Origin of the sequence: Ruegeria marina (genome assembly GCF_900101475.1) — a bacterium.
Taxonomy (GTDB): Bacteria; Pseudomonadota; Alphaproteobacteria; order Rhodobacterales; family Rhodobacteraceae; genus Ruegeria_B; species Ruegeria_B marina.
On sequence record NZ_FMZV01000004.1, the window covers coordinates 118,191 to 144,101 of the forward strand.

A 25,911-nucleotide genomic window follows, 5' to 3' on the forward strand; every position below is an offset into this window, starting at 1 on the left:
CGGCCCTTTTCGTTGGGGCGCGGTCAATGCGCCGGATTCCGCCCACTCGCCAGACCTGGAGCTTTTCGCTCTTCGCAAAAGCCTGCTTGCCGGGTATCCCGTTTGCCGAGAAACAGTCCACGAGTGTACAGATGGCCCAAACCCGACGCGCGATATTGCTCAGTGGCATTGCCTGGTCCGTTGCCGCATGTTCGGTGAAGCCCTCGGGGGGCGAGGTGATCGACCCGCCACTCTATCCCAATGAAACGCCAGAGTTGCGCGCCTCGATCAACAAATGGGCAGATCATTACGAGATTCCGCGCGACCTTGTGCACAAGCTGGCAATCCGAGAAAGCACGCACCGGCCCTGGGCAGTCAACCGCCCCTACTACGGTCTTCTTCAGATCCTGCCCGCAACCGCGCGAACGATGGGCTATCGGGGCGGGCCTGACGGGCTTCTGGATGCCGATACCAACTTGAAATACGCCGGAAAGTATCTGCGCGGTGCCTGGTTGCTGGCGGACGGCAGTCACACACGGGCGATCAGCCTTTATGCCTCTGGGTATTACTACGAGGCAAAACGTCGAGGAATGCTGGTCGAAACCGGTTTGAAGCCTGCGTCTTGACGCGACGTCAATGTTTTCGACTTCTTGTATGTGCCGGTCGGGATGCGAAAAATCAGCGTCCCGAACCGGCGTGGCAAATCACCTTCTCGCCCCGCTAAAAGAAAAGTAATTTCAAAAGCTTAATTTACAAAGCTCAATCAGATCAAGGCGCAGCCCGGAAATCGTCCCGAACCTCGACAATGTTCGAATACGTATTGGCGGCTTCCTTCCTTAAGTAATTCGAAAGCTCGCCATGCAACCTAAGAAGGAATCCGGTTGCCAGAAGGCCCGTCATATTGCAGTTTGAGCAGTATGGTCGCGTGTTTTGCAGACCCCCGCTTCGCCGGAAATTGACCGAACACCAGGCTGGCTCTCGGAATAGTTGCAGAAGTACAGGTGAGTTCATGAATACAGTTGACGCCGTGGTAGGACAGCGAATTCGAGCGCGGAGAATGGCGCTTGGCCTGAGCCAGGCGGATCTCGGCAAGGCAGTGGGCGTCCGGTTTCAACAGGTTCAGAAATACGAATCTGGTGCGAACCGCGTCAGCGCATCACGCCTTTGGGCAATCGCCGAAGTTCTCGATGTTCATGTCAGCCACTTTTTCGAGGGCATCGAGGCCCCGGAAGCAGGCAATGCCGGAGCCGGGGACCAACCCGTCGACAAACTGGTTTTTCTCAAGGACCGCGATGCCGTGGAGATGGTGGAAATCTATACAAGCTTGCCTCTGCAACAAAAGCGTGCTGTTCTGGCATTTGTCAGAACAATGGCGGTGAACACCCGCGCTGCGGACGAAAAAGTGCCAGGATAGCACTTGCCACCGTCCGTCCGCGCGGACAGGTGAATTGAATGGATATCGTCGATCTCGGTACTTTGCCAAAGACGGAAGCCGTCTATTCGGCTTTCCTTCTTCAAGTGCGTGAGAAATTCGAGATGGACCATGCCGCCTATGCCGGGATCAATCCCGCCGCCGGCGCCATCCATGGCTATGTAACCTATGCTGACGACTGGAAGCAGCACTATCAGCAGCAGGGTTTTCACATGATCGACCCGACGTTGCACATGAGCCGACGCAGCATCGCGCCGGTAGATTGGAGCCGTCTGGAGCGAAACAAGGAATTCAAACGCGTCTTCTGCGACGCGCATGATTTCGGGCTATGTGATCAGGGGCTGACGATACCCGTTCGCGGCCCATATGGCGACGTGGGATTGCTGAGCGTGACCCGCGACTGTTCGTCCGAAGAATGGCGAAAACTTGTTTCGCATGTGATCAGCGACCTGCAATCCATGGCCGTGCACATTCACGACACGGTGATGAGTTCTGACCAGTTGGGCCAGATCCTGTATCACCCTGCCCTTTCGGCGCGTGAGCTTGAAATTCTCCAATGGGTAGCTGCGGGAAAGTCACAACAGGATATCGGTGACATTCTGCTGATCTCGCATCGCACGGTCGAAGTGCACTTGCGTTCGTCCAGAGAGAAACTTTGCGCACTGACCACAGCGCAAGCGGTCGGCCGAGCCATCGGACGGGGCCTTATTTACCCCGGCTGACACGTTTCGCCATCAAATCGCCAGATTCTACGGGAATCCCCTAATAGTCCGGAACCCAAACTTGGGCAACGATTGGAACATCAAAATCCACTCGTAGGGGAAAAACAATGATCATCGTGATCGACGCTTTGAACAAGCATCTGTTCCGTGGGATTCTGGATGAAATGTTTCGGTTGCGTGCCCGCGTGTTTGGAGACCGCCTCGGTTGGGACGTGCGCATCCAGGATGGAAAGGAGATTGACGATTTCGATCACCTGGATCCGGCATATGTCGTGGGGCTGGACGAGGAAGGTAATGTCGTTGCGGCTGTCCGGGCCTTGCAGACGACGGGTCCGCACATGCTCGCGGACGTATTTTCCGACATTCTGTGCGGCGAACCACCAATCCGCAGCGCGACCATATGGGAATCGACCCGGTTTTGCGTCGACACCCAACGCCTGAACCGCGGCAGAGACCGTAACTCTGTGTCCTACGCCACATGCGAATTGATGATCGGCTCTCTCGAATATGCGCGCACGGCCGGGATCAAGGATATCGTTACGGTGATCGACCCCGTCATGGATCGGGTTCTCAAGCGATCCGATAATGCGCCTTACGGCTATGTCGGGAAAACCGTGCCCATGGGAAAGGTTCCCGCCTTGGCGGCCCTGCTCGACACCGGTACCGAACGCGTTGACCGGGTGCGGAGGTTTGCCGGGATCGAACACGATGTGTTTCTGACCGATGAAGAAGCCCTGAAGCTCTTCAATGACACACACGCCCCCGGGAAACCGATGGAAACCCTGGGCAAAGGCCCCCTCAATGCGCTGGAGACCTACCTTTTAGAACAGATCCAGTCCGCCGATAGTCCGCAAGAGTTGAAAATGGTTCACGAATTGATCGACGCCATCCCCAGCGGCATGAGCGCAAGTCGCAAGGCCGAACTGAAGCAGTATCCCCGGACCTTCGCGCGCGAAGCCTGAGGCGCTAACCGGCATGCCGAATGGAAAAGAGCCGCCCAAGGGCGGCTCTTTTGCCATTGTAGCAAAGACCGTGCGGATTACTCGGCGTCCAGCGCTTCCAGAGCCTTCTGCAGGTCGTCCTTGCTGACTTCCTTTTCGTTCACCTTGGCCTGCGCCACGACGTGATCCACGACCTTGTCTTCGAAGATCGGCGCACGCAGTTGCTGCTGCATCGCGGCGTTCTTCTGGATAAACTCGAAGAACTGGCGTTCCTGCCCCGGATACTGGCGGGCCTGGGTCAGAATGGCCTGGGTCATCTCGGCGTCGGTCACCTCGACCTCGGCCTTCTGTCCCAGGTCAGCCAGCAGCAGGCCCAGACGCACGCGGCGTTCGGCCAGCTTGTTGTGTTCTTCGGTGGTCTCGATTTCACCGTGGTTGTGGTCGTGAACCTCGGGGTGCTCCTCGTGCCACAGTTGATGCGCAATCTGCTTGGCTTCGGCCTCGACCAGGCTCGGCGGCAGGTCGAACGAAACCTTGGCGTCCAGCGCATCAAGCAGGGCGCGCTTCAGGACGGCACGGGCGGCGCCGGTGTACTCCGCTTCCAGTCGCTCGGCGATCTGGCCCTTGAGGGCGGCCAGATCCTCGGCGCCGAATTTCTTGGCCAGTTCGTCGTCGATTTCGGCCGCGACCGGCTCTTTCACTTCCTTGATGGTGCAGGTGAACACCGCGTCCTTGCCGGCCAGATGGGCCGCGCCGTATTCGGCGGGGAAGGTCACGTTGACGTCCTTCTCCTCACCGGCCTTCACGCCGACCAGCTGATCCTCGAACCCGGGGATGAAGCTGTTCGAACCCAGCACCAGCGGATAGTCCTCGGCCGAACCGCCTTCGAACGCTTCGCCATCGACCTTGCCGACGAAATCGATCACCACCTGGTCGCCGTCCTTGGCCTTGGAGCCCTTCTTGCGCGCCTTGAAGTCCTGCGCGGTCTCCGCCAGGTTGCCCAGGGCCTCTTCGATCGCGGCTTCATCGGCCTTCACGACCAGCTTTTCCAGCGTGATGTCGGTCAGGTCGACCTCGGGGATCGCCGGCAGCGCCTCATAGGACATCGCGACCTCGACATCGTCACCCTCTTTCCAGTCCTCGTTGGTCATCTTGACCTCGGGCTGGAGCGCGGGACGTTCGCCGCTGTCCTCGAAATGCTTGTTCATCGCGCCGTCGATGCTTTCCTGCATCGCCTCGCCCAGCAGGCGCTGGCCGAACTGCTTTTTCAGCAGCGCCATAGGCACCTTGCCCTTGCGAAAGCCCTTCATCTCGATTTCGGGCTGCGCCTCGGCCAGTTTCTCGTTGACCTTCGCGTCCAGCTCTGCCGCTGTGACGACGATGTTGTAGCCGCGTTTCAGACCTTCGTTCAGAGTCTCGGTAACCTGCATATGGTAGTCCCCATAGGATTCGGAGCGCACGTATCGGACATGCGCCTTGCACAATTTGAGGCGTTCTATTTGCCCTGCCCCGCCGGTGCAAGGGGGTTATGGTTCTTCGGCCCGCATTTGGCGCCTGAATGACGACGCAGGCCCCTGCAATTCAGGGGCGTGCCGGTTCAGGCGGCCCGGACAATCGCGAAATCAGAAGCGCCAGCGCGCGCCGAACAGGAAGGCGTCCACGTCATTGTAGGAGGTGCCTGGATCGGACAGCCGGTGATTACGGTAGCCCAGGTACACCTGGGTGTTGCTGGCGTCGAAATTCTGGTTGATGCCGATGCCCAAGGTCTCGGACTGGCGTCCGGCAAGCCCGAAGTCGTTGCCGTTGTAATAGTCGATCGCGAAAGAGGTCAAGCCGACCTGCCAGAACTGCGCTTCATAGCCAACGAGGACATAGCCATAATTGCCGTCGTTCTTGCGGCTGCCGGCTGCGGCGGCAAAGTTGAAACCCGACCGCAGCTTGACCGCCACCGAGCCGAACGTGTCATCCCGGTTGACGCCGGCCCTGTCCCGGCGCGAAAATCCAAGACCGGCCTTGACCTCTGCGCCGTTGAACTCCCCCGCATAGCGCAGCGCGATATCGTAATACTTGTCGCTGTTGCCAAGGGTCAAAACATCGGTACCTGCGGCCAGTGCCACGCTAAACCCGTTGAAAGAGGGCGTATCGTAGCGCACCCGCCCTTGGCGGCCGCCGTCAAGGCTCGGGTTGACCGCTGCGATCGTCACCCCCGACAGGGCACCGGCAGTGGTGCGGAACTCGAAGCCACCTGCAAAGTCACCCACGCTGTTGTAGGTCGTCATCGCATTGTGATTCAACGAGATATCGGCGATCCCGTCCGAAGCCATCGACCCCTGGCCAAAGTGAACGCTGCCCCAGGAATCGCCGCTGAACGAAAGATCGACCTTGCGGATACTGGTGCGGTCCCAGTCGATCCCTTTCGGTGTGCTGGTCTGGCTGACCCCGCCGGACCCGCGCAGGCCCAGGGCCGTTTCGAAGTTGAACTTGAACGTCGACTGGTTCAGAGGCTGCACCACCCAGAGACCAACCCGGGAATTGGAGTGGGTGTTGTCTACAAACGTATCCTTGCTTGTCACCCCATCATCCACGGATTGCCAGGCCGGCGAGATCTGGCCGTAGATCCTGACGTACCCCCCCGACGCATTGTCCCACTTCAATTCTGCGGCGGCCGGTGCGGCTACCAAGGCAGCCGCCAACGCGACGCCTGCCGAAACCGTTGTCCGTCCCGTCATGTCCCGTCACTCCTTAGAAGCTTGGCTATTCACGCTGCCATGATCGGATATTTGCCCGCAATTACCAGACAAGACGCAGCCTTAGCTGACAACCATGGCATTTTCGTAACAAGAACCTTTCCCGGACAGGCAGGCCTGCGTGCGTCAATCCGACCTCGCCGAGGCCAGACGACGCGGTGCCGTGGCCAGGCCGCCAAGCAAGCTCACAAGGAGATTTACCGAGCAACGGCCACGATTGACCTGGGCTTGCTCCCGTAAACTGCGAAACGCGATGTTCGCTGGAAACCGGAAACTGCCAAACGCGAGATCCGGAACATGGAAAATGGTGCGGGTGAAGGGACTTGAACCCCCACGCCTTGCGGCGCCAGAACCTAAATCTGGTGCGTCTACCAATTCCGCCACACCCGCAGTAACGGCCCGCCGCAGCGGCACCGTGACGCGCTGAATAGCAAAGCTTTCGGCCGAGCGCGAGAGGCAATCTTGCCCGAGCCGCTACCGGTACCGCAAAGGCACGTTTGTGCGGAGTAATCTGAAATCGGCAACAAAACGACGCGACATGTACACGATTTCGCCATATTCTCGCCTGCAAAAATAACGAGCAGACCAAGGTGAACAATCATGAGCGCAAAAGCGGCAGCCCATGCTGCGGGTGGAATCTCGCATTCCAACCCCGATATCGCCCCAGTGTCCGAGGCCGGGTTTCTGGCTGGCACCATCCTGCTAACCCAGGATGGCGAGTTGCCGGTGGAGTTCCTCTCGCCCGGCGACCGGATCATTAGCCGCGACCGCGGCCTTGTACCCCTGCGCCACATCACCCGCGCGCCGCAGACCGTACGTGCCATCCGCTTCGCCGCCGGCTCGCTTGGCGACACTCGCCCCGACTGCGATCTGGTGCTTCCGGCGGGGCAACCTGTGCTGATCCGCGATTGGCGGGCACAGGCGCTCTTCGGCACCCGGCAGGCCCTGGTCCGCGCCGACGCGCTGGTGGATGGAGAATTCGTCTGCGACCTGGGTCCGCGTGTGTTGCACCTGTTCCAGCTGCATTTTGACGTGAACCATGTGCTCTATGCCGGCGGTTTGGAAGTGGCGGGGCAATGCCTGTCTGTTCCCGGCCGTCTCGCCGCCTAGTCACCCGGCCTGCGGAACACCGCCGGCAGTTGCTCCGGCAGATCCTCGGCAATCAGACCGGGGCCGAATTCCAGCGCGCATTCCACATGCAGCCAGGCAGCGATCCCGGCCGCCTGCATCGGCTTCCAGCCGCGCGCCAGCAGCCCGGTGATGAACCCCGCCAGAACGTCGCCCGACCCGGCGGTGGCCAGCCACGGCGCCGATCGTTCGTAATGGGCGGAATTCACCGAACAGCGCCCGTCGGGTGCCGCAATCACCGTATCGGGCCCCTTGAACAGCACGACGCAGCCGGCGCGCCTGGCGGCCTCGCGGGTGGCATCGACCTTGGAATAGGCGGGCCCCCTGGAGGCGGGCGCCTTCAGCTTCGCAGCGATATCCGGGAACAGCCTCGCGAATTCGCCGCCATGCGGGGTGAGGACACAGTTCTCATGCAGCAGTGCAAAAAGCTCCTCCGGATCCTCGGCATAGACGGTCAGGGCATCAGCATCCAGCACCGTGGCACGCCGTGCGGCCAGCGCCACCGGCACCAGATCGCGCGCCCGTTCCACACCCAGGCCCGGCCCCAGACAAAGCGCATTGAGGCGGGCATCCTCCAGCACTGCCGACAACCCCTCGCCCCCCTCGACGCGTGCCAGCATCAAAGCGGTGATCTGGCAGGCAACCTCCATCTGCCCACTCGGCGGTACTCCCAGAGTCACCAGCCCCGCCCCGATCCTGAGCGCCCCCCGCGCCGCCAGCCGCGCCGCCCCGGTCCTGCCGGCTCCGCCCGACAGGATCAGGGCGTGACCGTGGGTATATTTGTTTCCCTGAGACCACTTGGCTGCAAGCCCGCCAAAGATGGACCACGGCCGGCCCACCAGCCCAAACACCTGCGGGTCGGCAAGCTGACGGCCAGAACCAAGCCCGATATCGCAGATCCGCAGCCGTCCAGCCACCCGATGCCCTTCACCGATATGCATGCCAAGCTTGGGCCGATGAAACGAGACTGTCAGCTCTGGTACACAGATCCATCCGGTCACGAGCGGGTCCCAGGCATCCCTCGGATCTCCGAGCAGGATACGACCACTGTCCGCGCACAGACCGGACGGCACGTCGATGGCAACGACCCGGGCCGAATACTCCGTCGAGTACAGCATCGAAAAGACCGACCTTGCATCGTCCGGTACGGGGCGGGACAGGCCGGTGCCGAACATCGCATCCACGAACAGGTCCGAACAGCAGGTTTGCACCCCCGCCAGGCGCTCGGCCAGATCGCCGAGCGACCGCACCTCCCCCATCTCTGCCCACCGCTCGCAATTCACCCTTGCATCCGGCGGCAGCTTCCCGGAGTCGCCATAGAGGAACACTTCCACGGCCCAGCCGCGCTTGTGCAACATCCGCGCCACCACGAACCCGTCGCCGCCATTGTTGCCCGGCCCACAAAGTACGACCGCACTCTTCATTTCGCCCGAAATACTCCGGGGGGTCTGGGGGGCTGGCCCCCCAGCCTCGCCCAGCTCCGGCCATTCCTCGAAAATCGCCTCAATCACGCCCCGACCCGCGCGCTCCATGAGCTCCAGCCCGGTCACCTCGCCGGACTCGATCGCCGCCTGTTCGATAGCCCGCATCTGCGCCGCGGTCAGCAGTTCCGTCATGGCTCCCTTACCCACGATTCAATTCTGCTTGATTTTTATGCGTCACGCTGAAATTTTCACCTCATGCCTGTTTTTGCCGCATCCGCACCGGCTGATTTCCGCAATCGCATTGTGACCCCAGCTTAGACGTGATCTGAGGCGGCGTGACAAGCTTGCAAGGAGCACCGCGATGAAGAAGATCGAAGCGATCATCAAACCGTTCAAGCTGGACGAGGTGAAAGAAGCCCTGCAGGACGTGGGCGTCCAGGGCCTCAGCGTGATCGAAGTGAAGGGGTTCGGCCGCCAGAAAGGCCATACCGAGCTCTATCGCGGTGCCGAATACGTGGTCGACTTCCTGCCGAAGGTGAAACTCGAGGTAGTGCTCGACGACGATCAGGTCGACGCCGCCATCGACGCCATCGTGGGGGCTGCGAAAACCGACAAGATTGGCGACGGCAAGATCTTTGTCTCGACCGTCGAACAAGCCATCCGCATCCGCACCGGTGAAACCGGTTCGGACGCGCTTTGACCCGAACACACTCTAACAGAGGATGAAAAGAGTATGAGCAAGGACGCAGTTCTTCAGCTGATCAAGGAAGAGGGGGCCGAATACGTCGACATCCGCTTCACCGACCCGCGCGGCAAGCTGCAACACGTGACCGTGGTGGCCGATCTGGTCGACGAGGACTTCCTGGAGGAAGGCTTCATGTTCGACGGTTCCTCGATCGCCGGCTGGAAGTCGATCGAAGCCTCCGACATGAAACTGATGCCGGACACCGAAAGCGCCTATGTCGATCCGTTCTACGCGGAAAAGACCATCTGCATCCACTGCTCGGTCGTCGAGCCCGACACGGGCGAGGCGTATCACCGCGACCCGCGCGGCACCGCGACCAAGGCCGAAGCCTATCTCAAGGCATCGGGCATCGGCGATGTGGCCTATATGGGCCCCGAAGCCGAATTCTTCCTGTTCGACGACGTGCGCTACTCGAACACGATCAACAAGGTCTCCTACGAGGTCGATGCGACCGACGCCTCATGGAACACCGACGCCGAGTTCGAGACCGGCAACATGGGTCATCGTCCGGGTCTCAAGGGCGGCTATTTCCCGGTCAACCCGACCGACGAGGCGCAGGACCTGCGTTCGGAAATGCTCTCGACCATGAAGCGCATGGGCATGAAGGTCGACAAGCACCACCACGAAGTGGCGTCGTGCCAGCACGAGCTTGGCCTGATTTTCGGCACGCTGACCAAGCAGGCCGACGAGATCCAGAAATACAAGTACGTGATCCACAACGTGGCGCACGCCTACGGCAAGTCGGCCACCTTCATGCCGAAGCCGATCTATGGCGACAACGGTTCGGGCATGCACGTGAACATGTCGATCTGGAAGGACGGCAAGCCGCTCTTCGCCGGTGACAAATATGCCGACCTGAGCCAGGAAGCGCTGTATTTCATCGGCGGCATCCTCAAGCACGCCAAGACGCTGAACGCCTTCACCAACCCGGGCACCAACAGCTACAAGCGCCTGATCCCCGGCTTCGAGGCCCCCGTGCTGCGCGCCTATTCGGCCCGCAACCGCTCGGGCTGCGTCCGTATCCCATGGACCGAGTCGCCCAAGGCAAAGCGCGTCGAAGCCCGCTTCCCCGATCCGTCGGCCAACCCCTACCTGGCCTTTGCCGCCCTGCTGATGGCCGGCATCGACGGCATCAAGAACAAGATCGATCCGGGCGAGGCGATGGACAAGAACCTCTACGACCTGCCCGCCGAGGAACTGGCCGGCATCCCGACCGTCTGCGGCAGCCTGCGCGAAGCGCTGGAGTGCCTGGCCGCCGATCACGACTTCCTGCTGCAGGGCGACGTGTTCACCAAGGATCAGATCGAAGGCTATATCGAGCTCAAGATGGAAGAGGTCCACAAGTACGAGCACACCCCGCATCCGGTGGAATTCGGCATGTACTACAGCTGCTGATCGCGGCCTGTATCGCAAATCGGGGCGCCCTTCGGGGCGCCCCTTTTGTCTGGAATGGCCCTGCGGATGCCTTGCCCTGTCGGGAACCGCAGTCGTACCGGCCCGCGGCAAAGCCGATCAGGCAAGCGATGCTTGCCCTGTTTCGGCTTCCAGCTTGAACACCTCTATCGGTTCGCGGATTCCCTTGAGGTGCAACGTGCCCCGCGAAACCACCCGGAATTCATCCTCGACCGCGATGGCCGCCCTTGGGCTCAGCAGAATTTCACCGTCCTCGGCTTCGTCGCACAGTCTGGAGCCAAGATTGATCGCGGTACCCGAGGCGGTGTAGTCGAACCGCCCCTCCGAGCCGACCATGCCGACCGTGGCGTATCCCAGCGACACACCGACCCCGAATCCCAGCCGGTAACCCAACCTTTTCCACTGGCGTCCCAGTTCCGCCATGCGCGCGCGCATCGCGACCGCCAGCCGGACGGCCTCGCCGGCCGGATTCTCGCAAGGGATCGGGTCGTTGAACAGCACCATGATCCCGTCGCCCATCCGATGATCCACCCCCGCGCCATGCGCGTTGATCAGCTTGCCCATCTCCTCGTGATAGGTCTGAAGCACTTCGATCGTCTCTTCCGGCTCGGCCGTTTCGCAGAACGCGGTAAACCCGCGGATGTCGCAGAAGAGCACACCCAGCAGGGCACGATGGCTGGACAGCATCCTGTCCGCTCCCAGGGAAACGATCGTATCGGCAACGGCCGGCGGCAGGAACCGTTTGAGGCGCCCCATGCGTTCCAGTTCGCCCACCTGTTCCTCGACCCTCTCCTGGAGAGATTGATTGAGCCGGTGAACCTCTTCGGTCTTGTCCCTCAAGGCACAAAACTGCCGGACATTCTCGACGGCGATCATCGCGTGGTCGGCGAACAGCTGGATCAGTTCGATATCGGCGCCCGGAAATGCCTCGGGAACCCGGCCCGCAAGGCTCAGGACGCCATGGCATCGACCGCGCGCCAGCAATGGAACGTGCAGAAGGCTTCTTGCCCCTCCGGTATTCGGGTCGGGGTTTTCGGTTTCGGTGTCGGATATGAGAATGACCGTCCGGGTAACGGCCGAGCGCACCAGCGGATTGTCCGTATCCTCCAGCCTGGGCGGGTTCTGGAAATGAAGCGCGACCAGCCACTCATCCTCTCCTTGGTAAGCGGCAAGCTGCAATTCCTTGCCGTCTTCGGACACCAGAAAAAGCCCCGCATGCAGGCTGTCGCACAACCGCCGGGCATGGGCGAGGATCACGTCGAACACCGGAAGGCTGTCCTCGCGAGAACTGGTTATCACCCGAAGAATATCGCGCGAGGCAGCTTCGCGCTCTCGCATCGCCCGAAACGTCGGCAGGTCGACTTGCGGATCCGTGTCTGAGTTCAACCCTGGTTCTCCGGTCAGAAGAATTATTGACAATCTTCAAGTCCCGGCACGATAACGCAAGGTCCAATCGGGTTCGACGGCGACGAACAGACCGTGCCGTCTCCCCGGAACTATGGTGTCAGATCCATCGCAGTGACGATCCCGCTATAGGGCAGTCCCGCCTGGTCATTCAGCGCACGCACGTCATCTTCGGTTGCTGCCTCGAAAAGGCACATGCACCGTCCGTCCTGCGGCGCAAATGTCGAACGGATGTACCGGATTTCGGTGCCTGCCGCGCGCATCTCGGCAGCCTTGGAAATAGCTGCTTTTTGCGCACCTGCCAAATCTTCCATCGCGATCCCCTTGAGATCGCGTTCCACCATGAACACCGGCATCCATGCCTCCCTTGCCCCGATTCCATCGACTTGGAAATCCTACAACACTCTCACTGCGGGCAGAACGAACAACTTGTTTCTGCTACACAACCGCCGGCTTTTTGGTTTTTTGAGGACAGAGCGGACCGCCACCTGAAACACCCGCATCTTTTTTGCCGCGTGCAGGGCACACATTCCCCTTTGAGCCAAGATGCCACCCGGCTAGTCTGGTCGCATATTGCGAACCAAGGACTGATTTTCATGCGGCTACTTGCCTTGACCTTCGCGGCCATGCTCGCCGCCAGCGCCAGCGCGGCCCAGACGATCGAACGCATTCGCGATAGCGGACAACTCACCATCGGATTCCGAACCGACGCACCGCCCCTTTCCTTTGCCGATGCCGAGGGACGGCCTTCGGGCTATACCCCGATGTTGTGCGACCGGCTTGCGCAGGCCATCGCCGATCGTCTGGACCTGCCCGAACTGAACGCCAGTTTCGTGCCAGTCAGCACGACGGACAGGTTCGAGCGGATCGCCAGGGGCGAGATCGACATTCTCTGCGGTGCGGCCACAGTGACCCTGGAAAGACAGAAGATCGTCGATTTCTCGATCCCGGTCTATGTCGATGGCACCTCGGTCATCTCCCGCCGGGGCGTCGGTGCCCGCCTGTCGGATCTTGCGGGCCAAACCATCGGTTTTCGGACTGACACCACCACCGAACAGGCGGTCCGGAATTCGTTCCAGGCCGCCGGGCTCGAGGCCCGGTTCGAACCGTTCGCCGATCACAAAGCCGGGTTCAAGGCCCTGAACGACGGAGCGCTCGACGCCTATTTCGCCGACCAGTCCATCCTGATCTTCAACTATGTGTCCGGCAGGATGGCCGAACGCTTCCAGATTCTCGACGAGATCCTGACGCTCGAGAAACAGGCGCTCGCCCTGCCCCGCGGGGACAGCGATTTCCGCCTGCTGATCGACACACTCCTCTCCGAGATGTATGCCGACGGTACTGTCGGCCGTGTCTTCCACGAGGCCCTGCCGGGCGTGGAACCCGGGGCCGCGCTGAAGGCCATGTTCCTGATCGCGCCAACCTTGCCCTGACCCGCAGCGTCCCAAACGGAGGGTACACGACATGCGACCAATCATTCTGGCCCTGTTGCTGAGCCAGCTTCCTTCCATCGGTGCCGCGCTGACCTGCGGCAACACCTCATCGGGTTTCAACGCCTGGAAGACGGAATTCGCCCAGCTCGCCCGCCAGCGCGGCATCGGCCGGGCCGGGCTCAGCGCGCTCGAACAGGCAAGCTACGCCACCGCGACGATCCGGGCGGATCGGGGCCAGAAAAGCTTCAGGTACTCGCTGGAAAAATTCATGCAGGTGCGCGGCGCTGACACGATTGTGGCGCAGGGCCGCAAGCGCAAGGCGCGCGACCCCGAATTCTATGCCGCGCTGGAACGTCAGTACGGCGTGCCCCCCGGTATCCTGATCGCGCTGCACGGCATGGAAACCGCCTTTGGCGGCTTCATGGGCGACAGCCCTGTGGTTGCAGCGATCACCACTCTGGCCTACGACTGCCGCCGCTCGGATTTCTTCATTCCTCATGCTCTGGCCGCGCTGGAACTGGTCGACCGCAAGGCGATCACGGCCAATACCAGAGGCGCCAAGCACGGAGAACTGGGGCACACGCAGTTCCTGCCCGGGAACGCGCTGACCTATGGTGTCGATGCAACCGGAGATGGAAAGGTCGATTTCTACAACATCACCGACGCCCTTGCTTCGACCGCCAATTTCCTGAGGCAGAAGGGCTGGCAGCCGGGCCGTGGATATCAGCCGGGAGAGCCGAATTTCGAAGTTATCAAGCAATGGAACGCGGCCTCTGTCTATCAGCAGGCGATTGCCATCATGGCCCGGAGAATCGACAGCTAGAAGTTGCATCCCGTCATCGAACCGCCATTCTAATGACAGATTTCCGCCATTTTTCGTCGACTTTTAAGAAAAACATTGGTTTCCATCGACGAACCAATGCCAGAAGAAAGGGGAAATTGCCCTTCTATGATGCCTTTTCGGCCCAATTTTCTCCACCATACGCCGCTAGACTGATCCCAAGTCGAACACTTTAGGAGGATCTCACTGTGGCACGGACAGGAAGGTATCACGGTGGCCTGGTATTCTTGGGAAACGAAGAAGGCGTTCTGGACCGTTTCAGCCGGATCGTCACCGCCACGCTGGAAGATTACGGGCACGCGGTGGAACGCCAGACCTTGCTGAGCGACCGCGAAGCGCGGATAGTTTCGAGCCAGTTTCTGGTCAAGTTGACCCTTGAAACCAACATCGACGGCGACTCGCACATTCGCCGGATGGACGAGACCGCGGGCCTGAACCGCCGCGGACATCAAGTCAAACAGTACAATCGCAACCGACTGGTTGTTTCGATGATGCCGGTTTCGGACATGATCGACGACAAGGACGTGACCGAACTGATGCTCGTGGTCATGCTCTATCGGATGGTCGATCTTTATACCAGTGAACTCATCGAATGGCTCGACCCCAACGTCCGCCTGACGGTAGAACAATTTCTGGGTGCATTTTCGAATGTCTCTCCCCGCCGTGTCCGTGGACCCCAGCAAGTTTTTTTCGACCACGGCGACCGGTTTGCACCGATCGACGAGACCGCGCCGGATCTGGCTATGCGGTACGACATGATCATGGGACGCAAGGCCCATGAAGGCGAGATCGGACTCGTGGAATTGACCGAACAGGAAGCTTTGGCACTGGCCTTCCGCAGTGAACCCAGACCCGACGAATACGACGGATTGTCGTCCGAGGAAAGTGCCCAGAATGATATTCGGCGGCTGGCGAGTTGGGGCATGACCGGTTGCCTCGCCTTCGTATCCGCACCGATTGCGGTGTCCCTGGCTGCGGTCAACCTGATCCGGGGCGAGGACTTCCGCTTGAACACGCAAGTTCTGTCACTGACGGCGGCCCTTGTGTTCATGCAAAGCTCGGGCATGTTGACAAGCGTCATCTCGCTGCTGCCGATCTGAAGGGGCCGGAAATGGAACCACGCGGGCTTTCGCCGGAAGTGGCGAAAGCCTTTTGTGTTCCTGCATGTCCTTGCATCATGCCTGACGGGATCGGCCGAAATCACGGCAGTCCGTGACTGGACAGGGTCGCCCAGACCGGTTTCACACGCCTGGCTTGGGCGCGTCGGTCCTCGCGACCACATAAGTGTGGATGGTGAACACGACCGCCTGGGTTTCAGGCAGGCGCAGAATGCTTTGCCGCTCTGTCCGCAGATACCCTGCATCATCGGGAACCGGCACCCGACGGCGATCGTGGATGCTGCGCGGCTGGTGCAGCTCGGCATCGGCATACCACAGTGCATTGAACCGCCAGAGCGGACGCCCCACCTGCACACCGTCGAACAGCCGTTGCACCCGGGCAGCGATGCCCGCGTCATAGCTGGCAACCGGTTCATGAATGCCGATCAGCGGGCGCCGGAACTTTTCCGAGAGCATCCAGCTTGCAGGAAAACACAGAACAGCGCCTGTCAGCACATGTTCGTTGCCCTGTTTCTGCAAAATGCAGAAATCCTCCTGCACCAGACGCCCCAATGTGTGCATCGGGTTCGACCGGTCGATGGCGACCCTGACACCGTCGGGACGGCGAAGCTCGTCGCCAGCACCGGGATAGGCCGCCTCCAGCACCATCCCGAGCAGTTCCAGCGCCGCAGGCCGCGCGCCCTCGTCCAGCGCCAGAACCTCTGCCGGACGTTCCGCGATCAGCGCATCCCTGCGCGCCATCTGGCCGGCAAACGCCTCGTCCCGGTGCAGCCAGTCGGCCATTTCCATCGGTTGAATGCCCGGCAACGGACGCGGACGCAGCACGTCATAGGGGATGGTCTTATGCAGAATCTCGGTCATGCAGCTTGTTAACAAAACAACGGGCTCTGCGGCAGGTCAAAAAACGACACCAGGCGACGTCGCAGTAGAATGCGACTCACACGGACAAGCCAGCCAATGCTGCCCCCAGCCAAGGGAGACCACCGATGAACAGCCACTATCGCGACACCCGCAAGATCGACCCCAACCGCGGCACAACGCTGGGCGACGGCACGCCGAATGACAACGACCGGATCGAGATCGGGCCGACCCAACTGGCCTTCGCCGAATGGGCGGCGGCCGGGCTCGAACTCCCCAACCTGGAACGGATGCGCGAATACCGCTGGAAACGGCTGACCCAGGCCATTGTCGACCGGGGTTACGGCGGCCTCCTGATGTTCGACCCGCTCAATATCCGCTATGCTACCGACTCGACCAACATGCAGCTGTGGAACACCCACAACCCGTTCCGCGCGGTGCTGCTTTGCGCCGACGGCTACATGGTGATCTGGGACTACAAGAACTCGCCTTTCCTGTCCGAGTTCAACCCGCTGGTGCGCGAACAGCGCTCGGGCGCCGACCTGTTCTATTTCGACCGGGGCGACAAGGTCGATGTGGCGGCGGATGTGCTCTCGAACGAGGTTCGCGTGCTGATCGAGGAACACGGTGGCAACAACAAGCGGCTCGCCGTGGACAAGATCATGCTGCACGGGCTGCGCGCGCTCGAGGCGCAGGGGTTCGAGATAATGGAGGGCGAGGAGGTCACCGAGAAGACCCGCGCCATCAAAGGCGCGGACGAGATCCTCGCCATGCGCTGCGCCCATCATGCCTGCGACAGCGCCATTGCCGAGATGGAGCGCTTCGCCCGCACCAACGTGGGGGACGGCAAGACAAGCGAGGACGACATCTGGGCGGTGCTGCATGCCGAGAACATCCGGCGCGGCGGCGAATGGATCGAAACCCGGCTGCTCGCCTCGGGGCAGCGCACCAACCCCTGGTTCCAGGAATGCGGTCCCCGCATCACCCGGAAAAACGAGATCGTCGCCTTCGACACCGACCTGATCGGCTCTTACGGCATGTGCATCGACATTTCCCGCACCTGGTGGATCGGCGACCAGAAACCGCGCGCCGACATGATCGAGGCGATGAAGCATGCGCATGAGTTCATCCATTACAACATGTCGCTGCTGAAACCGGGCCTGATGATCCCGGACCTGATCGCGCAATGCATGAAACACCCCGCGAAATACGATGCGCAGAAATACGGCTGCCTGATGCATGGTGTCGGGCTTTGCGACGAATGGCCCCTGGTTGCGCATCCAGACAAGGCGGTGCCCGGCTCCTTCGACTATCCGCTGGAACCCGGAATGGTCCTGTGTGTCGAGGCCTGCTGCGGCGAGGTGGGCGGCGATTTTACCATCAAGCTCGAAGATCAGGTGCTGATCACCGAAGATGGTTTCGAGAACCTAACCAGCTATCCGTTCGATTCGGAGTTGATGGGAGAGTAGACCGCCATCTCCCCCTGCCTCGAGATACCGGCGGGCCGTCTGCCCGCCGGGTGCTGTCCTGGCTGTTCTGGCCGGTGCAATCCTGCCGCGCGAAAGGCCCCCCTAATTCACCCCGGCACTCACGTCGAACATGCCCTATGGCCTGCCTGAAGTGCCTTCTGTCGCAATCCTGCCCTTCTGGATCCTTTTGGGGTTGATCGCGTTCTCGCGATCATGGCCAGCGGGCTCGTGGACGACATGACCACATCGCTCGCCCGGTTGCCTCAGGTCTTCGTTTCGGCGCGGGGCGCGACGACCAGCGACGCCCTGCAAAACCTTCCATCGAACGAAATCGCGGAACAGTTGGGCGTCCGGTATCTGTTGCAGGCTTCGGTGCAGGGCGCCCCGAACCGGTTTCGGGTTTCGGCCAGGCTCGACGATACGCGGGCTGTCCCACATGCCGGCGTCGCCTTCACTCATTTCCAGGACGCCCGGTGCGGCTGGACCACGTAGCGGGCGAAGGCCCTCCATCCAGGGTTCGGGCACGCGCTGCACGCAAACGGGGAGACCGACGCGGCCATCGCATGGATGCATAAACCGCCGTCGCAAACCCGGATGCAGCGCATGTCCAGGCGCGGCTCGCGGTTGCACTGGCCGATCAAGGGCGGATGGACGCCGCGCGCGTCGGGGTCGAAAATGCGGTGGAACCGGATCCGAACTTCAGCGCCCGAAAGCTTGCAAGGCTCTTTCCCTTCGCCTCGAAAGAGAAACCCGAATGGTTCGGTGATCTGCTGGAACGGACGGGCCAGCCGGGCTAGTCCAGATCTAGCCCGAGAAACGGCAACGGCATATTTCGGGCAAGAGGCTTTCCCGATCCGAACAGCCGCGAATTTTCCCATCCTGCCAAGAGGCTCTAACGAAAAAGGCCCGGACATCCTGTCCGGGCCTTTCGCTGTAAAAGGGCGCGCGATCAGCCGCGGGCGTTGCCGATCAGCTTCCACAGGCCGGGGATCAGCACGGCGGCCAGCACCAGTTTCAGCGCATCGCCGATCAGGAACGGGGTCAGGCCCCACTGAAGGATCGGCTTGTCCCAGCCATAGAGCTGGCCCAGCCACAGAAGGCCCGGCACATAGATCAGCACATTGGCCAACACCAGCGCCAGCGCCATCTTGCCGAACGAACGGTCCCAGCCGCGGGTGGCTAGCCAGCCCAGCATCACGTTGGCCAGCAGATACCCCACAAGGTAGCCACCGGTGCCGCCCATCATGTAGGTCAGTCCGAATTTCTCGGCCGAAGAGCCTGCGAACACGTCAAAACCCAGCGCGCCCACCAGCAGGTAGCCCAGCATGGTGATCATCCCCAGACGCGCGCCATACGCGGTGCCGATGGTCAGCACGGCGAAGGTGCCCATGGTGATCGGAACCGGCCACATCGGCACCTTGATCTTGGCTGCGATGGCCAGCGCGACGATGCCCAGCACCACCAGAACCGCTTGTTTCGCCAGACGCGCCGTACCCTGGCGCGGGCCGATTGCATCGGCCAGAACAGTCATGCTCATTCGGTTGTCTCCCAATTCAGACAGCTTGTGGCGCTCAGCAATGCCTTGTCATGCGGCGCACTGCAACACGTTTACGCTATCGGGGCGAGAATTCCGTCCTCATTTCATAGGACTTGCGCGGCCCGGATACGCTCCACCGCACCGACCAGCACGGCCATCGGGCAAAGTCATAGGCCGCGTCGTAACTGTCGGGCGCGCAGTCGTGATGGTCCTCCGATGCGGATTGCCCAAGCGTCAAGTTATGGAAAAACCTGCCATCTTCGAAATGGATCGCGATCCGACCCGGCGCAGGGCGCCACAGGTATCGGCGTGTCCCGCGCAGGGTCTGTTGCCCGGGAATATGCAGTGCAACCTCCTCGTCGTAGACGAATTGCCCATCGCCGCGGCGCAGCGTCGCGACCCCCTCAGCACGCAGCACCTGTCCCGCCAGCCGGTCATCTATGGCGCGGGTCAGGTGCCAGTCGCCCTCGAAATCCTCGATCCGCTCCGGTCCGTTCATGCACTTCCCCCGAATGCGCAGGAAAATGGCCCCGATCGGGCAAACCGTCTCATGTTCCTGCTCCTGCCTTGTCGTGCGGGGCGCGGCGGTTTATGACGCGCGCCAACTGGTCCTGCCAATCACAAAAAGGTGCCGCTGCCAATGATCCCCCGCTATTCCCGCCCCGAGATGGTTGCAATCTGGTCGCCCGAGACCAAGTTCAAGATCTGGTATGAGATCGAGGCGCATGCCTGTGACGCCATGGCCGATCTGGGCGTGATCCCGCGGGAAAACGCCGAAGCCGTGTGGAAGGCCAAGGATGTGGACTTCGATGTCGCCCGGATCGACGAGATCGAGGCCGTCACCAAGCATGACGTCATCGCCTTCCTGACCCATCTGGCCGAGCATGTGGGCAGCGAAGAGGCCCGCTTCGTGCACCAGGGCATGACCAGTTCGGATGTGCTCGACACCTGCCTGAACGTGCAGCTTGTGCGCGCCGCCGATCTGCTGCTGGCAGGCGTCGACAAGGTGCTCGCGGCGCTCAAGAAACGCGCCTACGAGCACAAGGACACCGTGCGCGTGGGCCGCAGCCACGGCATCCACGCCGAGCCCACCACCATGGGCCTGACCTTTGCCCGCTTCTATGCCGAGATGGACCGCAACAAGAACCGGCTGGAAAAGGCCCGCTGGGAAGTCGCAACCGGCGCCATCTCGGGCGCGGTTGGCACCTTCGCCAATATCGACCCCGCCGTCGAGGAGCATGTCTGCGCGAAACTGGGCCTGCGCCCCGAACCGATCTCGACCCAGGTGATCCCGCGCGACCGCCACGCGATGTTCTTTGCGACGCTGGGTGTGATCGCCTCCTCGATCGAGAACATCGCCATCGAGATTCGCCACATGCAGCGCACCGAGGTGCTGGAAGGCGCCGAATTCTTCTCGATGGGGCAGAAGGGGTCCTCGGCCATGCCGCACAAGAAGAACCCGGTGCTGACCGAGAACCTGACCGGCCTTGCCCGCCTTGTTCGCATGGCGGTGATCCCGGCGATGGAAAACGTGGCGCTCTGGCACGAGCGTGACATCTCGCATTCCTCGGTCGAACGCGGCATCGGCCCCGACGCCACCGTGACGCTGGACTTCGCCCTGCACCGGCTTGCCGGCGTGGTCGAGAAGATGCTGATCTTCCCCGAGAACATGCTCGACAACATGAACAAGTTCCCCGGCCTGGTGATGAGCCAGCGGGTTCTGCTGGCCCTCACCCAGGCCGGCGTCAGCCGCGAGGACGCCTATACCATGGTGCAGCGCAACGCGCTGAAGGTCTGGGAAGAGCGCGTCGATTTCCGCGAACAACTGCTGGCCGATGCCGATGTGGTCGCCGCCCTGGGCGAGGACGGCATCAACGAGAAATTCGACATGGGCTATCACACCAAACATGTCGACACGATCTTTGCCCGCGTTTTCGGCAAGTGATGCCTGACGGGTCGGCCGATCGGGGCCGATCCGACACTTAAACGTGAGCCCCTCTTTGACCAGGAGGGGTTCTGCGCTACACTCCTTGCCATATCATCAAGCGGAGGAGTTCCGATGACCCTCAAGACCTTGACTTGCGCGGTGGTTCTGACGATGGCGCCGCTTTCGGCGCTGGCCATGGGCTGTTCCAGCCGCGGCCACGAGCAGACGCAATCCTGCGCCCCCGGCACCCAGTGGGACGCCGGCTCGCAAAGCTGCGTGCAGGTGGTCAACAGCTGAGCCTCGCTTGGCATTGGAAGGGGCTCCGGGTGATTTCCGGGTGACCCGGATCCTTTTGATTTTACTTGTTTCGTCTCGTTCAGGAGCTTTCTCATGCGCGTTTTTCCCGTGATCGCCCTTGGCCTCGCCCTGCCCCTTTCCGCCTTTGCGGCCGGCGGCGATAACGGCGGCGGCTCGACCTGGACCAACCCGCCAAAAGAGACGCAGACCACAAAGACCTGCAAGGGGGTCAAGGTCTGGGACGAGAAAACAGGCAAATGCGTCGCCCCCAAGAATTCGTCTCTGGACACCGACACGCTCTATGGCGCGGTACGCGAACTGGCCTATGCCGGGCGCTACGCGGATGCCCAGGGCGTGTTGGCGGCGATGCCCGACCAATCCGATGACCGGGTGTTGACCTATTGGGGCTTCACCCATCGCAAGATGGGTGATCCGAACAGGGCCGCCCTCTACTACGATGCCGCGATTTCCGCCAATCCCGACAATATCCTGGCCCGCAGCTATATGGGCCAGGGCTTTGTCGAAGAGGGCAGGACCGACCTCGCCATCGCCCAGTGGCGCGAGATCAGGGCGCGCGGCGGGATCGGCAGCTGGGCCGAGGTCTCGCTGCGCGAGGCGATCCGAACCGGCCTGACCTACAGCTACTGACCGGCCCCGATTCAGCGTTTCTTTACGCCCGCCGCACTAACCTGCCTGCGACTCTGAAGACGGACGACGCAGGCAGATGCAGGACAGAAATGCGCTGGCGCCACTGGACGCCGAGATCTTTGACATCGACGCCCCGCCCGCGCGGCGGCAGCGTGGCAATGACAGGGTGCCCGACGATACCGCCCGGCGGGTGCCACGGGTTCTGAGCAATCTGGAAAAGGCGGCCGTCGTGGTCCGCCTGCTGCTCAACCATGGCGCCGACATCCCGCTCGAAGCACTCCCCGAGGATCTCCAGGCACGGCTCACCAAACAAATGGGAAAAATGGGTCTTGTGGACCGGGTGACTCTGGACGCGGTGGCCGAGGAGTTCGCCGAGGCGCTCGACGGCATCGGCCTCAGCTTTCCGCATGGGCTGGCGGGCGCGCTCTCCGCGATGGACGGCAAGATCAACCCGACCACCGCCGCGCGCCTGCGGCGCGAGGCGGGTGTGCGCCAGATGGGCGACCCCTGGCAGCGCCTGCGGGCCTTGCCCCCAGGAGAACTGGCCGAAATCGCCCAGGCCGAAAGTACCGAGGTCGCCGCCGTCCTGCTCTCCAAGCTGGATACCGCCAAGGCGGCGGCGCTCTTGGGCACGCTGCCCGGCCCTGTGGCCCGCCGCATCACCTATGCCATCTCGCAGACCGGCAAGGTCACGCCCGAGGCGGTCGACCGGATCGGCTGGTCACTCGCCGCGCAGATCGACGCAAGGCCGATCCTGGCCTTCGCCGACCGGCCGGAGAAGCGGGTCGGAAACATCCTCAACCAGTCGGCGCAAGCGACCCGCGATCAGGTGATGAGCGCACTGGACGAGGAGGATGCCGAATTTGCCACCTCGGTGCGCAAGGTGCTGTTCACCTTCGCCGATATTCCCCGCCGCGTCGCCACCCGCGACGTGCCCGCGATCATCCGGGTCTCCGACCAGGATCAACTGGTGCTGGCCCTTGCCGCCGCGACCGAGGGCGAAGAGGCCGCCGTAGCCGAATTCCTGCTGGGCAACATGTCCGCCCGGATGGCCGACAACCTGCGCGACGAGATCCGCGAACGCGGCAAGGTCAAGCGCAGCGAAGGCGAGACGGCGATGACCGCGCTTGTCGCCACGATCCGGACGCTGGAGGAGGAGGGCGCGCTGAAACTGATCGACCCGGACGAGGAAGACGGCTGAAGCACTGGCCCCGACGGTCATGGACAGCGAGCAGCGGCGGCGCTATCAGCTTCACATGTTCAGTGAATTCACCACCCGATCGCAGATCGCTGCCAGATGAGCCAGTCGTCCCGCCAGGCCATCGTCTACATGGTTCTCGCGATCCTGTTCTTCACGCTGATGGATGCTACGGTCAAGGCGCTGACGCCGCGCATCGGCGTGATCCCGGCGCTCTGGGCGCGCTACACCGGCCAGATGGTGCTGGTGGTGCTGCTTGTGCTGCCGCGCCTGCACCGCGTGGCGCGCACCCGCTACCCGCGCCTGCAACTGCTGCGCTCGCTGATGCTGATGGGGGCCACCTGGTTCTTCTTCATCGGCATCAGCCGCATTCCGCTGACCGACGCCAGCGCGCTGATGGCGGTCAACCCGGTGCTGATCACGCTGGGTGCGGCGCTTTTCCTCGGCGAGGCGCTGGGCCCCCGGCGCATCCTCGGCATCGCCATCGCGCTGGCCGGGGCGATGATCATCCTGCGCCCCGGTTCGGCCCTGTTCCAGCCCGCCGCCCTGTTCCCGCTGGCCGCCGCTGCCTGCTATTCGACCTATGCGCTGCTTACCCGCCGCGTCGGCCCGGACGAGGATGTCTGGACCTCGCTGCTCTATACCGGTCTTATCGGCACCATCATCCTCAGCCTCGTGGTCGCCCCCTACTGGCAGACGCCCGACCTGGCGGCCTGGGGCCTGATCGTGCTGGTTGTCGGTTTCGGCACCATGGGCCAGCTCAGCCTGATCCGCGCCTTCTCGCAGGGCGAGGCCGCGATGCTTGCCCCCTACGCCTATTGCGGCCTGGGCTTCGCCGCTGTCTGGAGTGCGGTGTTTTTCGGCGAATATCCCGATGTCTGGACGATCCTGGGCGCGCTTGTGATCGCGGGGGCGGGCCTGTATGTCTGGCATCGCGAAATGCACAGCCGGTAAGAGACCCCGATGCCCCTGGAAAAATCCGAACTCAGCCGCGGCGCGCGCGCGTCCTACTACGCCCAATACCTGGTGCTGCGCGGGCTGATCGGTGGCATGCGGATGCTCCCCTATGGCACGCGGATCGCGGCCATGGGCCGGTTGATGAGCACGCTGGGGCCGCTGGTGGGGTTCAGCAAGCGCATTCGCGCCAACCTTGCGCTCACCTGCCCCGGTCTGCCCGAGGAGGAGATCAGCCGCCTGTGTCGCGCCGTCCCCGACAACGCGGGGCGCGCGATCATGGAACATTTCTCGCCCGAGGATTTCACCAAACGCCAGAGAGCCGCCGAAATCACCGGCCCCGGCGTCGCCGCCTTTGACGCGGCCGTCGCGGCGGGCAAGCCGGTGATGATGATCACCGCCCATTTTGGCCATTACCTGGCTGCACGGGTCGCATTGCAGGCCCGCAGCGGCAAGCCGATCGGCTGCCTCTACCGCCGCATGGCCAACCCCTATTTCAACGAGATTTATGTCGATGCCTTCCACAAGACCGGCAAGCCGATGTTCGAACAGGGGCGGCGCGGCATGATGGAGATGGTCCGCGCGCTGAAACAGGGCGGGATCATCGCCATCGTCTCGGACCTGCACGCCCATGGGGGCGAGGCGCTCGACTTCTTCGGCCAGCCCGCCGTCACATCGGTCCTGAACGCCGAACTGGCGCTGAAATACGATGCGGTGATGATACCTTGTTACGCGGTGCGCAAACCGAACGGGCTGGATTTCGAAATCGTCCTGCACGATCCGGTGCCGCATTCCGACGCCAGAACCATGACCCAGTTCATCAACGACGATCTGGAAAAGATGGTGCGCCGGCATATGGGGCAATGGTTCTGGATCCACCGCCGCTGGAAACCCTGGCTCGACGCCGAACCCGAGACGGACACAGGCGACGCCTGATCACCTGATCCGCGCCGCGGCCACGATCGGCCCGGCATCGGCCCGCTGCACCAGCACCACCACCGGCAGGTCGCCCTCGACCGGCACCGTCAGATCCAGCGCCGCGCTGCCGTTCCATCGGCCCACGACGGTCATGCTTTCAACCACATTGGCATAGTCCAGTTCCTGGCCCGCAAGCTCACCCCGCGTGATCGAGGCATGGCGCAGCGGAGCATAACGCACCAGTTGCAGCACATGGTCTCCGGTGCTCCCTGCCCCCGCAGGCGTCAGCGAGATGCTCACCGCATCCTCTGCGCGCGATACCGACAGTTCGGCCTGCGCAGGCTGCGCCTTCTGCGCCTCGATCAGGCGCATCACATCCGCCTCGCGCGTGCCCACCACGTCCTGGCCCCCCTGCACGACCATCTGCGGCGTAAAGATCATGGTCCGCCCGCCCGACCGGGCATAGGCCTGCTGCCGCAAGGTGTTTGCCGGGCTGGCAAAGGTATCCTTCCAGCCGATATAGTCCCAATAATCCACATGCAGCGCCAATCCGATCACGTCATCCCGCGCCGCCAGCCTGTGCATGATCTTGTCCGCCGGCGGGCACGAAGAACAGCCCTGCGAGGTGAACAATTCCACCACAACCGGCTGTTCCGCTCCGGCAAGACCGGGCAAGCTCAGCGCGGCCAGCGCAAGGTACAGGGCGGCTGGTTTCATGGCGCGTCTCCTTCCGGTTCGAATGTCCTATTTCCAGATCTACGCCGCAGAGGCTCACAAC

The 25,911-nt window shown here is 62.2% G+C and carries 28 protein-coding genes and 1 tRNA gene; 19 read left to right on the forward strand and 10 right to left on the reverse strand.

Annotated features, from left to right (window positions below):
- Positions 1–131: 131 nt before the first annotated feature.
- From BLT75_RS07270 to BLT75_RS07285, 4 genes are all read left to right on the forward strand, one after another.
- Positions 132–605, forward strand: coding sequence for a lytic transglycosylase domain-containing protein (locus tag BLT75_RS07270; RefSeq protein ID WP_093029691.1), 474 nt, complete (start codon positions 132–134; stop codon positions 603–605).
- A 383-nt stretch (positions 606–988) separates the two neighbouring features.
- Positions 989–1,393 carry a helix-turn-helix domain-containing protein gene (locus BLT75_RS07275; protein WP_093029291.1) on the forward strand — a complete coding sequence of 135 codons (405 nt, stop codon included), beginning with the start codon at positions 989–991 and terminating at the stop codon, positions 1,391–1,393.
- A gap of 38 nt (positions 1,394–1,431) precedes the next feature.
- The gene (locus BLT75_RS07280) at positions 1,432–2,133 is read left to right on the forward strand and encodes a helix-turn-helix transcriptional regulator (protein ID WP_093029293.1); all 702 of its coding nucleotides are present in this window, start codon (positions 1,432–1,434) and stop codon (positions 2,131–2,133) included.
- Between the two features lie 107 nt (positions 2,134–2,240).
- A complete protein-coding gene (locus BLT75_RS07285) occupies positions 2,241–3,095 on the forward strand; it encodes an acyl-homoserine-lactone synthase (RefSeq protein ID WP_093029295.1) in 855 nt (284 codons plus the stop codon).
- Positions 3,096–3,172: 77 nt separating this feature from the next.
- Here BLT75_RS07285 and tig read toward each other — a convergent pair whose 3' ends face one another.
- The 3 genes from tig to BLT75_RS07300 all read right to left on the reverse strand — a co-directional run bounded on the left by tig (position 3,173) and on the right by BLT75_RS07300 (position 6,211).
- Positions 3,173–4,504, reverse strand: coding sequence for a trigger factor (gene tig / locus BLT75_RS07290; protein ID WP_093029693.1), 1,332 nt, complete (start codon positions 4,502–4,504; stop codon positions 3,173–3,175).
- 192 nt (positions 4,505–4,696) lie between these two features.
- Positions 4,697–5,803, reverse strand: coding sequence for a porin (locus BLT75_RS07295; protein WP_093029297.1), 1,107 nt, complete (start codon positions 5,801–5,803; stop codon positions 4,697–4,699).
- 323 nt (positions 5,804–6,126) lie between these two features.
- A tRNA-Leu gene (locus BLT75_RS07300) sits at positions 6,127–6,211 on the reverse strand.
- Positions 6,212–6,421: 210 nt separating this feature from the next.
- Between BLT75_RS07300 and BLT75_RS07305 the strand changes: the two genes are divergently transcribed.
- On the forward strand, positions 6,422–6,931 hold the full coding sequence (locus BLT75_RS07305; RefSeq protein ID WP_093029299.1) for a Hint domain-containing protein: 510 nt from the start codon (positions 6,422–6,424) through the stop codon (positions 6,929–6,931).
- Here the strand turns inward: BLT75_RS07305 and BLT75_RS07310 are convergent.
- A complete protein-coding gene (locus BLT75_RS07310; RefSeq protein WP_093029301.1) occupies positions 6,928–8,565 on the reverse strand; it encodes an NAD(P)H-hydrate dehydratase in 1,638 nt (545 codons plus the stop codon). The two genes, BLT75_RS07305 and BLT75_RS07310, sit on opposite strands and share 4 nt — an antisense overlap.
- 169 nt (positions 8,566–8,734) lie before the next feature.
- Here BLT75_RS07310 and BLT75_RS07315 point away from each other — a divergent pair, with 169 nt between their 5' ends.
- Entirely contained in the window at positions 8,735–9,073 is a 339-nt protein-coding gene (locus tag BLT75_RS07315; RefSeq protein WP_093029303.1) for a P-II family nitrogen regulator, read from the forward strand.
- 33 nt (positions 9,074–9,106) lie between these two features.
- Positions 9,107–10,513, forward strand: coding sequence for a type I glutamate--ammonia ligase (gene glnA, locus BLT75_RS07320; protein WP_093029305.1), 1,407 nt, complete (start codon positions 9,107–9,109; stop codon positions 10,511–10,513).
- 117 nt (positions 10,514–10,630) lie between these two features.
- On the opposite strand, the gene BLT75_RS07325 is transcribed toward glnA, so the two are convergent.
- Together BLT75_RS07325 and BLT75_RS07330 are read right to left on the reverse strand one after the other, a co-directional pair.
- Positions 10,631–11,917, reverse strand: coding sequence for an adenylate/guanylate cyclase domain-containing protein (locus BLT75_RS07325; protein WP_143028527.1), 1,287 nt, complete (start codon positions 11,915–11,917; stop codon positions 10,631–10,633).
- Positions 11,918–12,027: 110 nt separating this feature from the next.
- Positions 12,028–12,291, reverse strand: a complete 264-nt coding sequence (locus tag BLT75_RS07330) for a DUF4242 domain-containing protein (protein WP_093029309.1) — start codon at positions 12,289–12,291, stop codon at positions 12,028–12,030.
- Between the two features lie 240 nt (positions 12,292–12,531).
- Here BLT75_RS07330 and BLT75_RS07335 point away from each other — a divergent pair, with 240 nt between their 5' ends.
- From BLT75_RS07335 to BLT75_RS07345, 3 genes are all read left to right on the forward strand, one after another.
- Positions 12,532–13,368, forward strand: coding sequence for an amino acid ABC transporter substrate-binding protein (locus BLT75_RS07335; protein WP_143028528.1), 837 nt, complete (start codon positions 12,532–12,534; stop codon positions 13,366–13,368).
- A gap of 31 nt (positions 13,369–13,399) precedes the next feature.
- Positions 13,400–14,191: a lytic murein transglycosylase gene (locus BLT75_RS07340; protein ID WP_093029313.1), complete on the forward strand. Its 792-nt coding sequence runs from the start codon at positions 13,400–13,402 to the stop codon at positions 14,189–14,191.
- Between the two features lie 206 nt (positions 14,192–14,397).
- Positions 14,398–15,309 carry a hypothetical protein gene (locus tag BLT75_RS07345; protein ID WP_093029315.1) on the forward strand — a complete coding sequence of 304 codons (912 nt, stop codon included), beginning with the start codon at positions 14,398–14,400 and terminating at the stop codon, positions 15,307–15,309.
- A 141-nt stretch (positions 15,310–15,450) separates the two neighbouring features.
- Here the strand turns inward: BLT75_RS07345 and BLT75_RS07350 are convergent, their stop codons facing one another.
- Positions 15,451–16,188 carry a heme-dependent oxidative N-demethylase family protein gene (locus tag BLT75_RS07350; protein ID WP_093029317.1) on the reverse strand — a complete coding sequence of 246 codons (738 nt, stop codon included), beginning with the start codon at positions 16,186–16,188 and terminating at the stop codon, positions 15,451–15,453.
- A gap of 125 nt (positions 16,189–16,313) precedes the next feature.
- On the opposite strand from BLT75_RS07350, the gene dddP reads away from it, so the two are divergent.
- The 3 genes from dddP (at position 16,314) to BLT75_RS24330 (ending at position 18,451) form a co-directional block, all read left to right on the forward strand.
- Positions 16,314–17,654: a dimethylsulfonioproprionate lyase DddP gene (gene dddP, locus BLT75_RS07355; protein WP_093029319.1), complete on the forward strand. Its 1,341-nt coding sequence runs from the start codon at positions 16,314–16,316 to the stop codon at positions 17,652–17,654.
- A 237-nt stretch (positions 17,655–17,891) separates the two neighbouring features.
- Positions 17,892–18,146, forward strand: a complete 255-nt coding sequence (locus BLT75_RS07360) for a hypothetical protein (RefSeq protein WP_143028529.1) — start codon at positions 17,892–17,894, stop codon at positions 18,144–18,146.
- Positions 18,147–18,301: 155 nt separating this feature from the next.
- Entirely contained in the window at positions 18,302–18,451 is a 150-nt protein-coding gene (locus tag BLT75_RS24330) for a hypothetical protein (RefSeq protein WP_176827876.1), read from the forward strand.
- 152 nt (positions 18,452–18,603) lie between these two features.
- Here BLT75_RS24330 and BLT75_RS07365 read toward each other — a convergent pair whose 3' ends face one another.
- The gene (locus BLT75_RS07365; RefSeq protein ID WP_093029323.1) at positions 18,604–19,191 is read right to left on the reverse strand and encodes a biotin transporter BioY; all 588 of its coding nucleotides are present in this window, start codon (positions 19,189–19,191) and stop codon (positions 18,604–18,606) included.
- A gap of 76 nt (positions 19,192–19,267) precedes the next feature.
- Entirely contained in the window at positions 19,268–19,690 is a 423-nt protein-coding gene (locus BLT75_RS07370) for a DUF6314 family protein (protein WP_093029325.1), read from the reverse strand.
- 141 nt (positions 19,691–19,831) lie between these two features.
- Here BLT75_RS07370 and purB point away from each other — a divergent pair, with 141 nt between their 5' ends.
- The 6 genes from purB to BLT75_RS07395 all read left to right on the forward strand — a co-directional run bounded on the left by purB (position 19,832) and on the right by BLT75_RS07395 (position 25,151).
- Positions 19,832–21,136: an adenylosuccinate lyase gene (purB, locus tag BLT75_RS07375; RefSeq protein ID WP_093029327.1), complete on the forward strand. Its 1,305-nt coding sequence runs from the start codon at positions 19,832–19,834 to the stop codon at positions 21,134–21,136.
- A gap of 114 nt (positions 21,137–21,250) precedes the next feature.
- Entirely contained in the window at positions 21,251–21,415 is a 165-nt protein-coding gene (locus tag BLT75_RS24335; protein ID WP_176827878.1) for a hypothetical protein, read from the forward strand.
- Between the two features lie 93 nt (positions 21,416–21,508).
- Positions 21,509–22,063, forward strand: a complete 555-nt coding sequence (locus BLT75_RS07380) for a tetratricopeptide repeat protein (protein ID WP_093029329.1) — start codon at positions 21,509–21,511, stop codon at positions 22,061–22,063.
- Between the two features lie 76 nt (positions 22,064–22,139).
- Positions 22,140–23,264 (forward strand): flagellar motor switch protein FliG, encoded by a 1,125-nt coding sequence (locus tag BLT75_RS07385; RefSeq protein ID WP_093029331.1) that lies wholly within the window; start codon positions 22,140–22,142, stop codon positions 23,262–23,264.
- 96 nt (positions 23,265–23,360) lie between these two features.
- A complete protein-coding gene (locus BLT75_RS07390) occupies positions 23,361–24,215 on the forward strand; it encodes a DMT family transporter (RefSeq protein WP_093029333.1) in 855 nt (284 codons plus the stop codon).
- 9 nt (positions 24,216–24,224) lie between these two features.
- On the forward strand, positions 24,225–25,151 hold the full coding sequence (locus tag BLT75_RS07395) for a lysophospholipid acyltransferase family protein (RefSeq protein ID WP_093029335.1): 927 nt from the start codon (positions 24,225–24,227) through the stop codon (positions 25,149–25,151).
- Here the strand turns inward: BLT75_RS07395 and BLT75_RS07400 are convergent, their stop codons facing one another.
- Positions 25,152–25,850, reverse strand: a complete 699-nt coding sequence (locus BLT75_RS07400) for a DUF1223 domain-containing protein (RefSeq protein ID WP_093029337.1) — start codon at positions 25,848–25,850, stop codon at positions 25,152–25,154.
- Positions 25,851–25,911 lie beyond the last annotated feature (61 nt).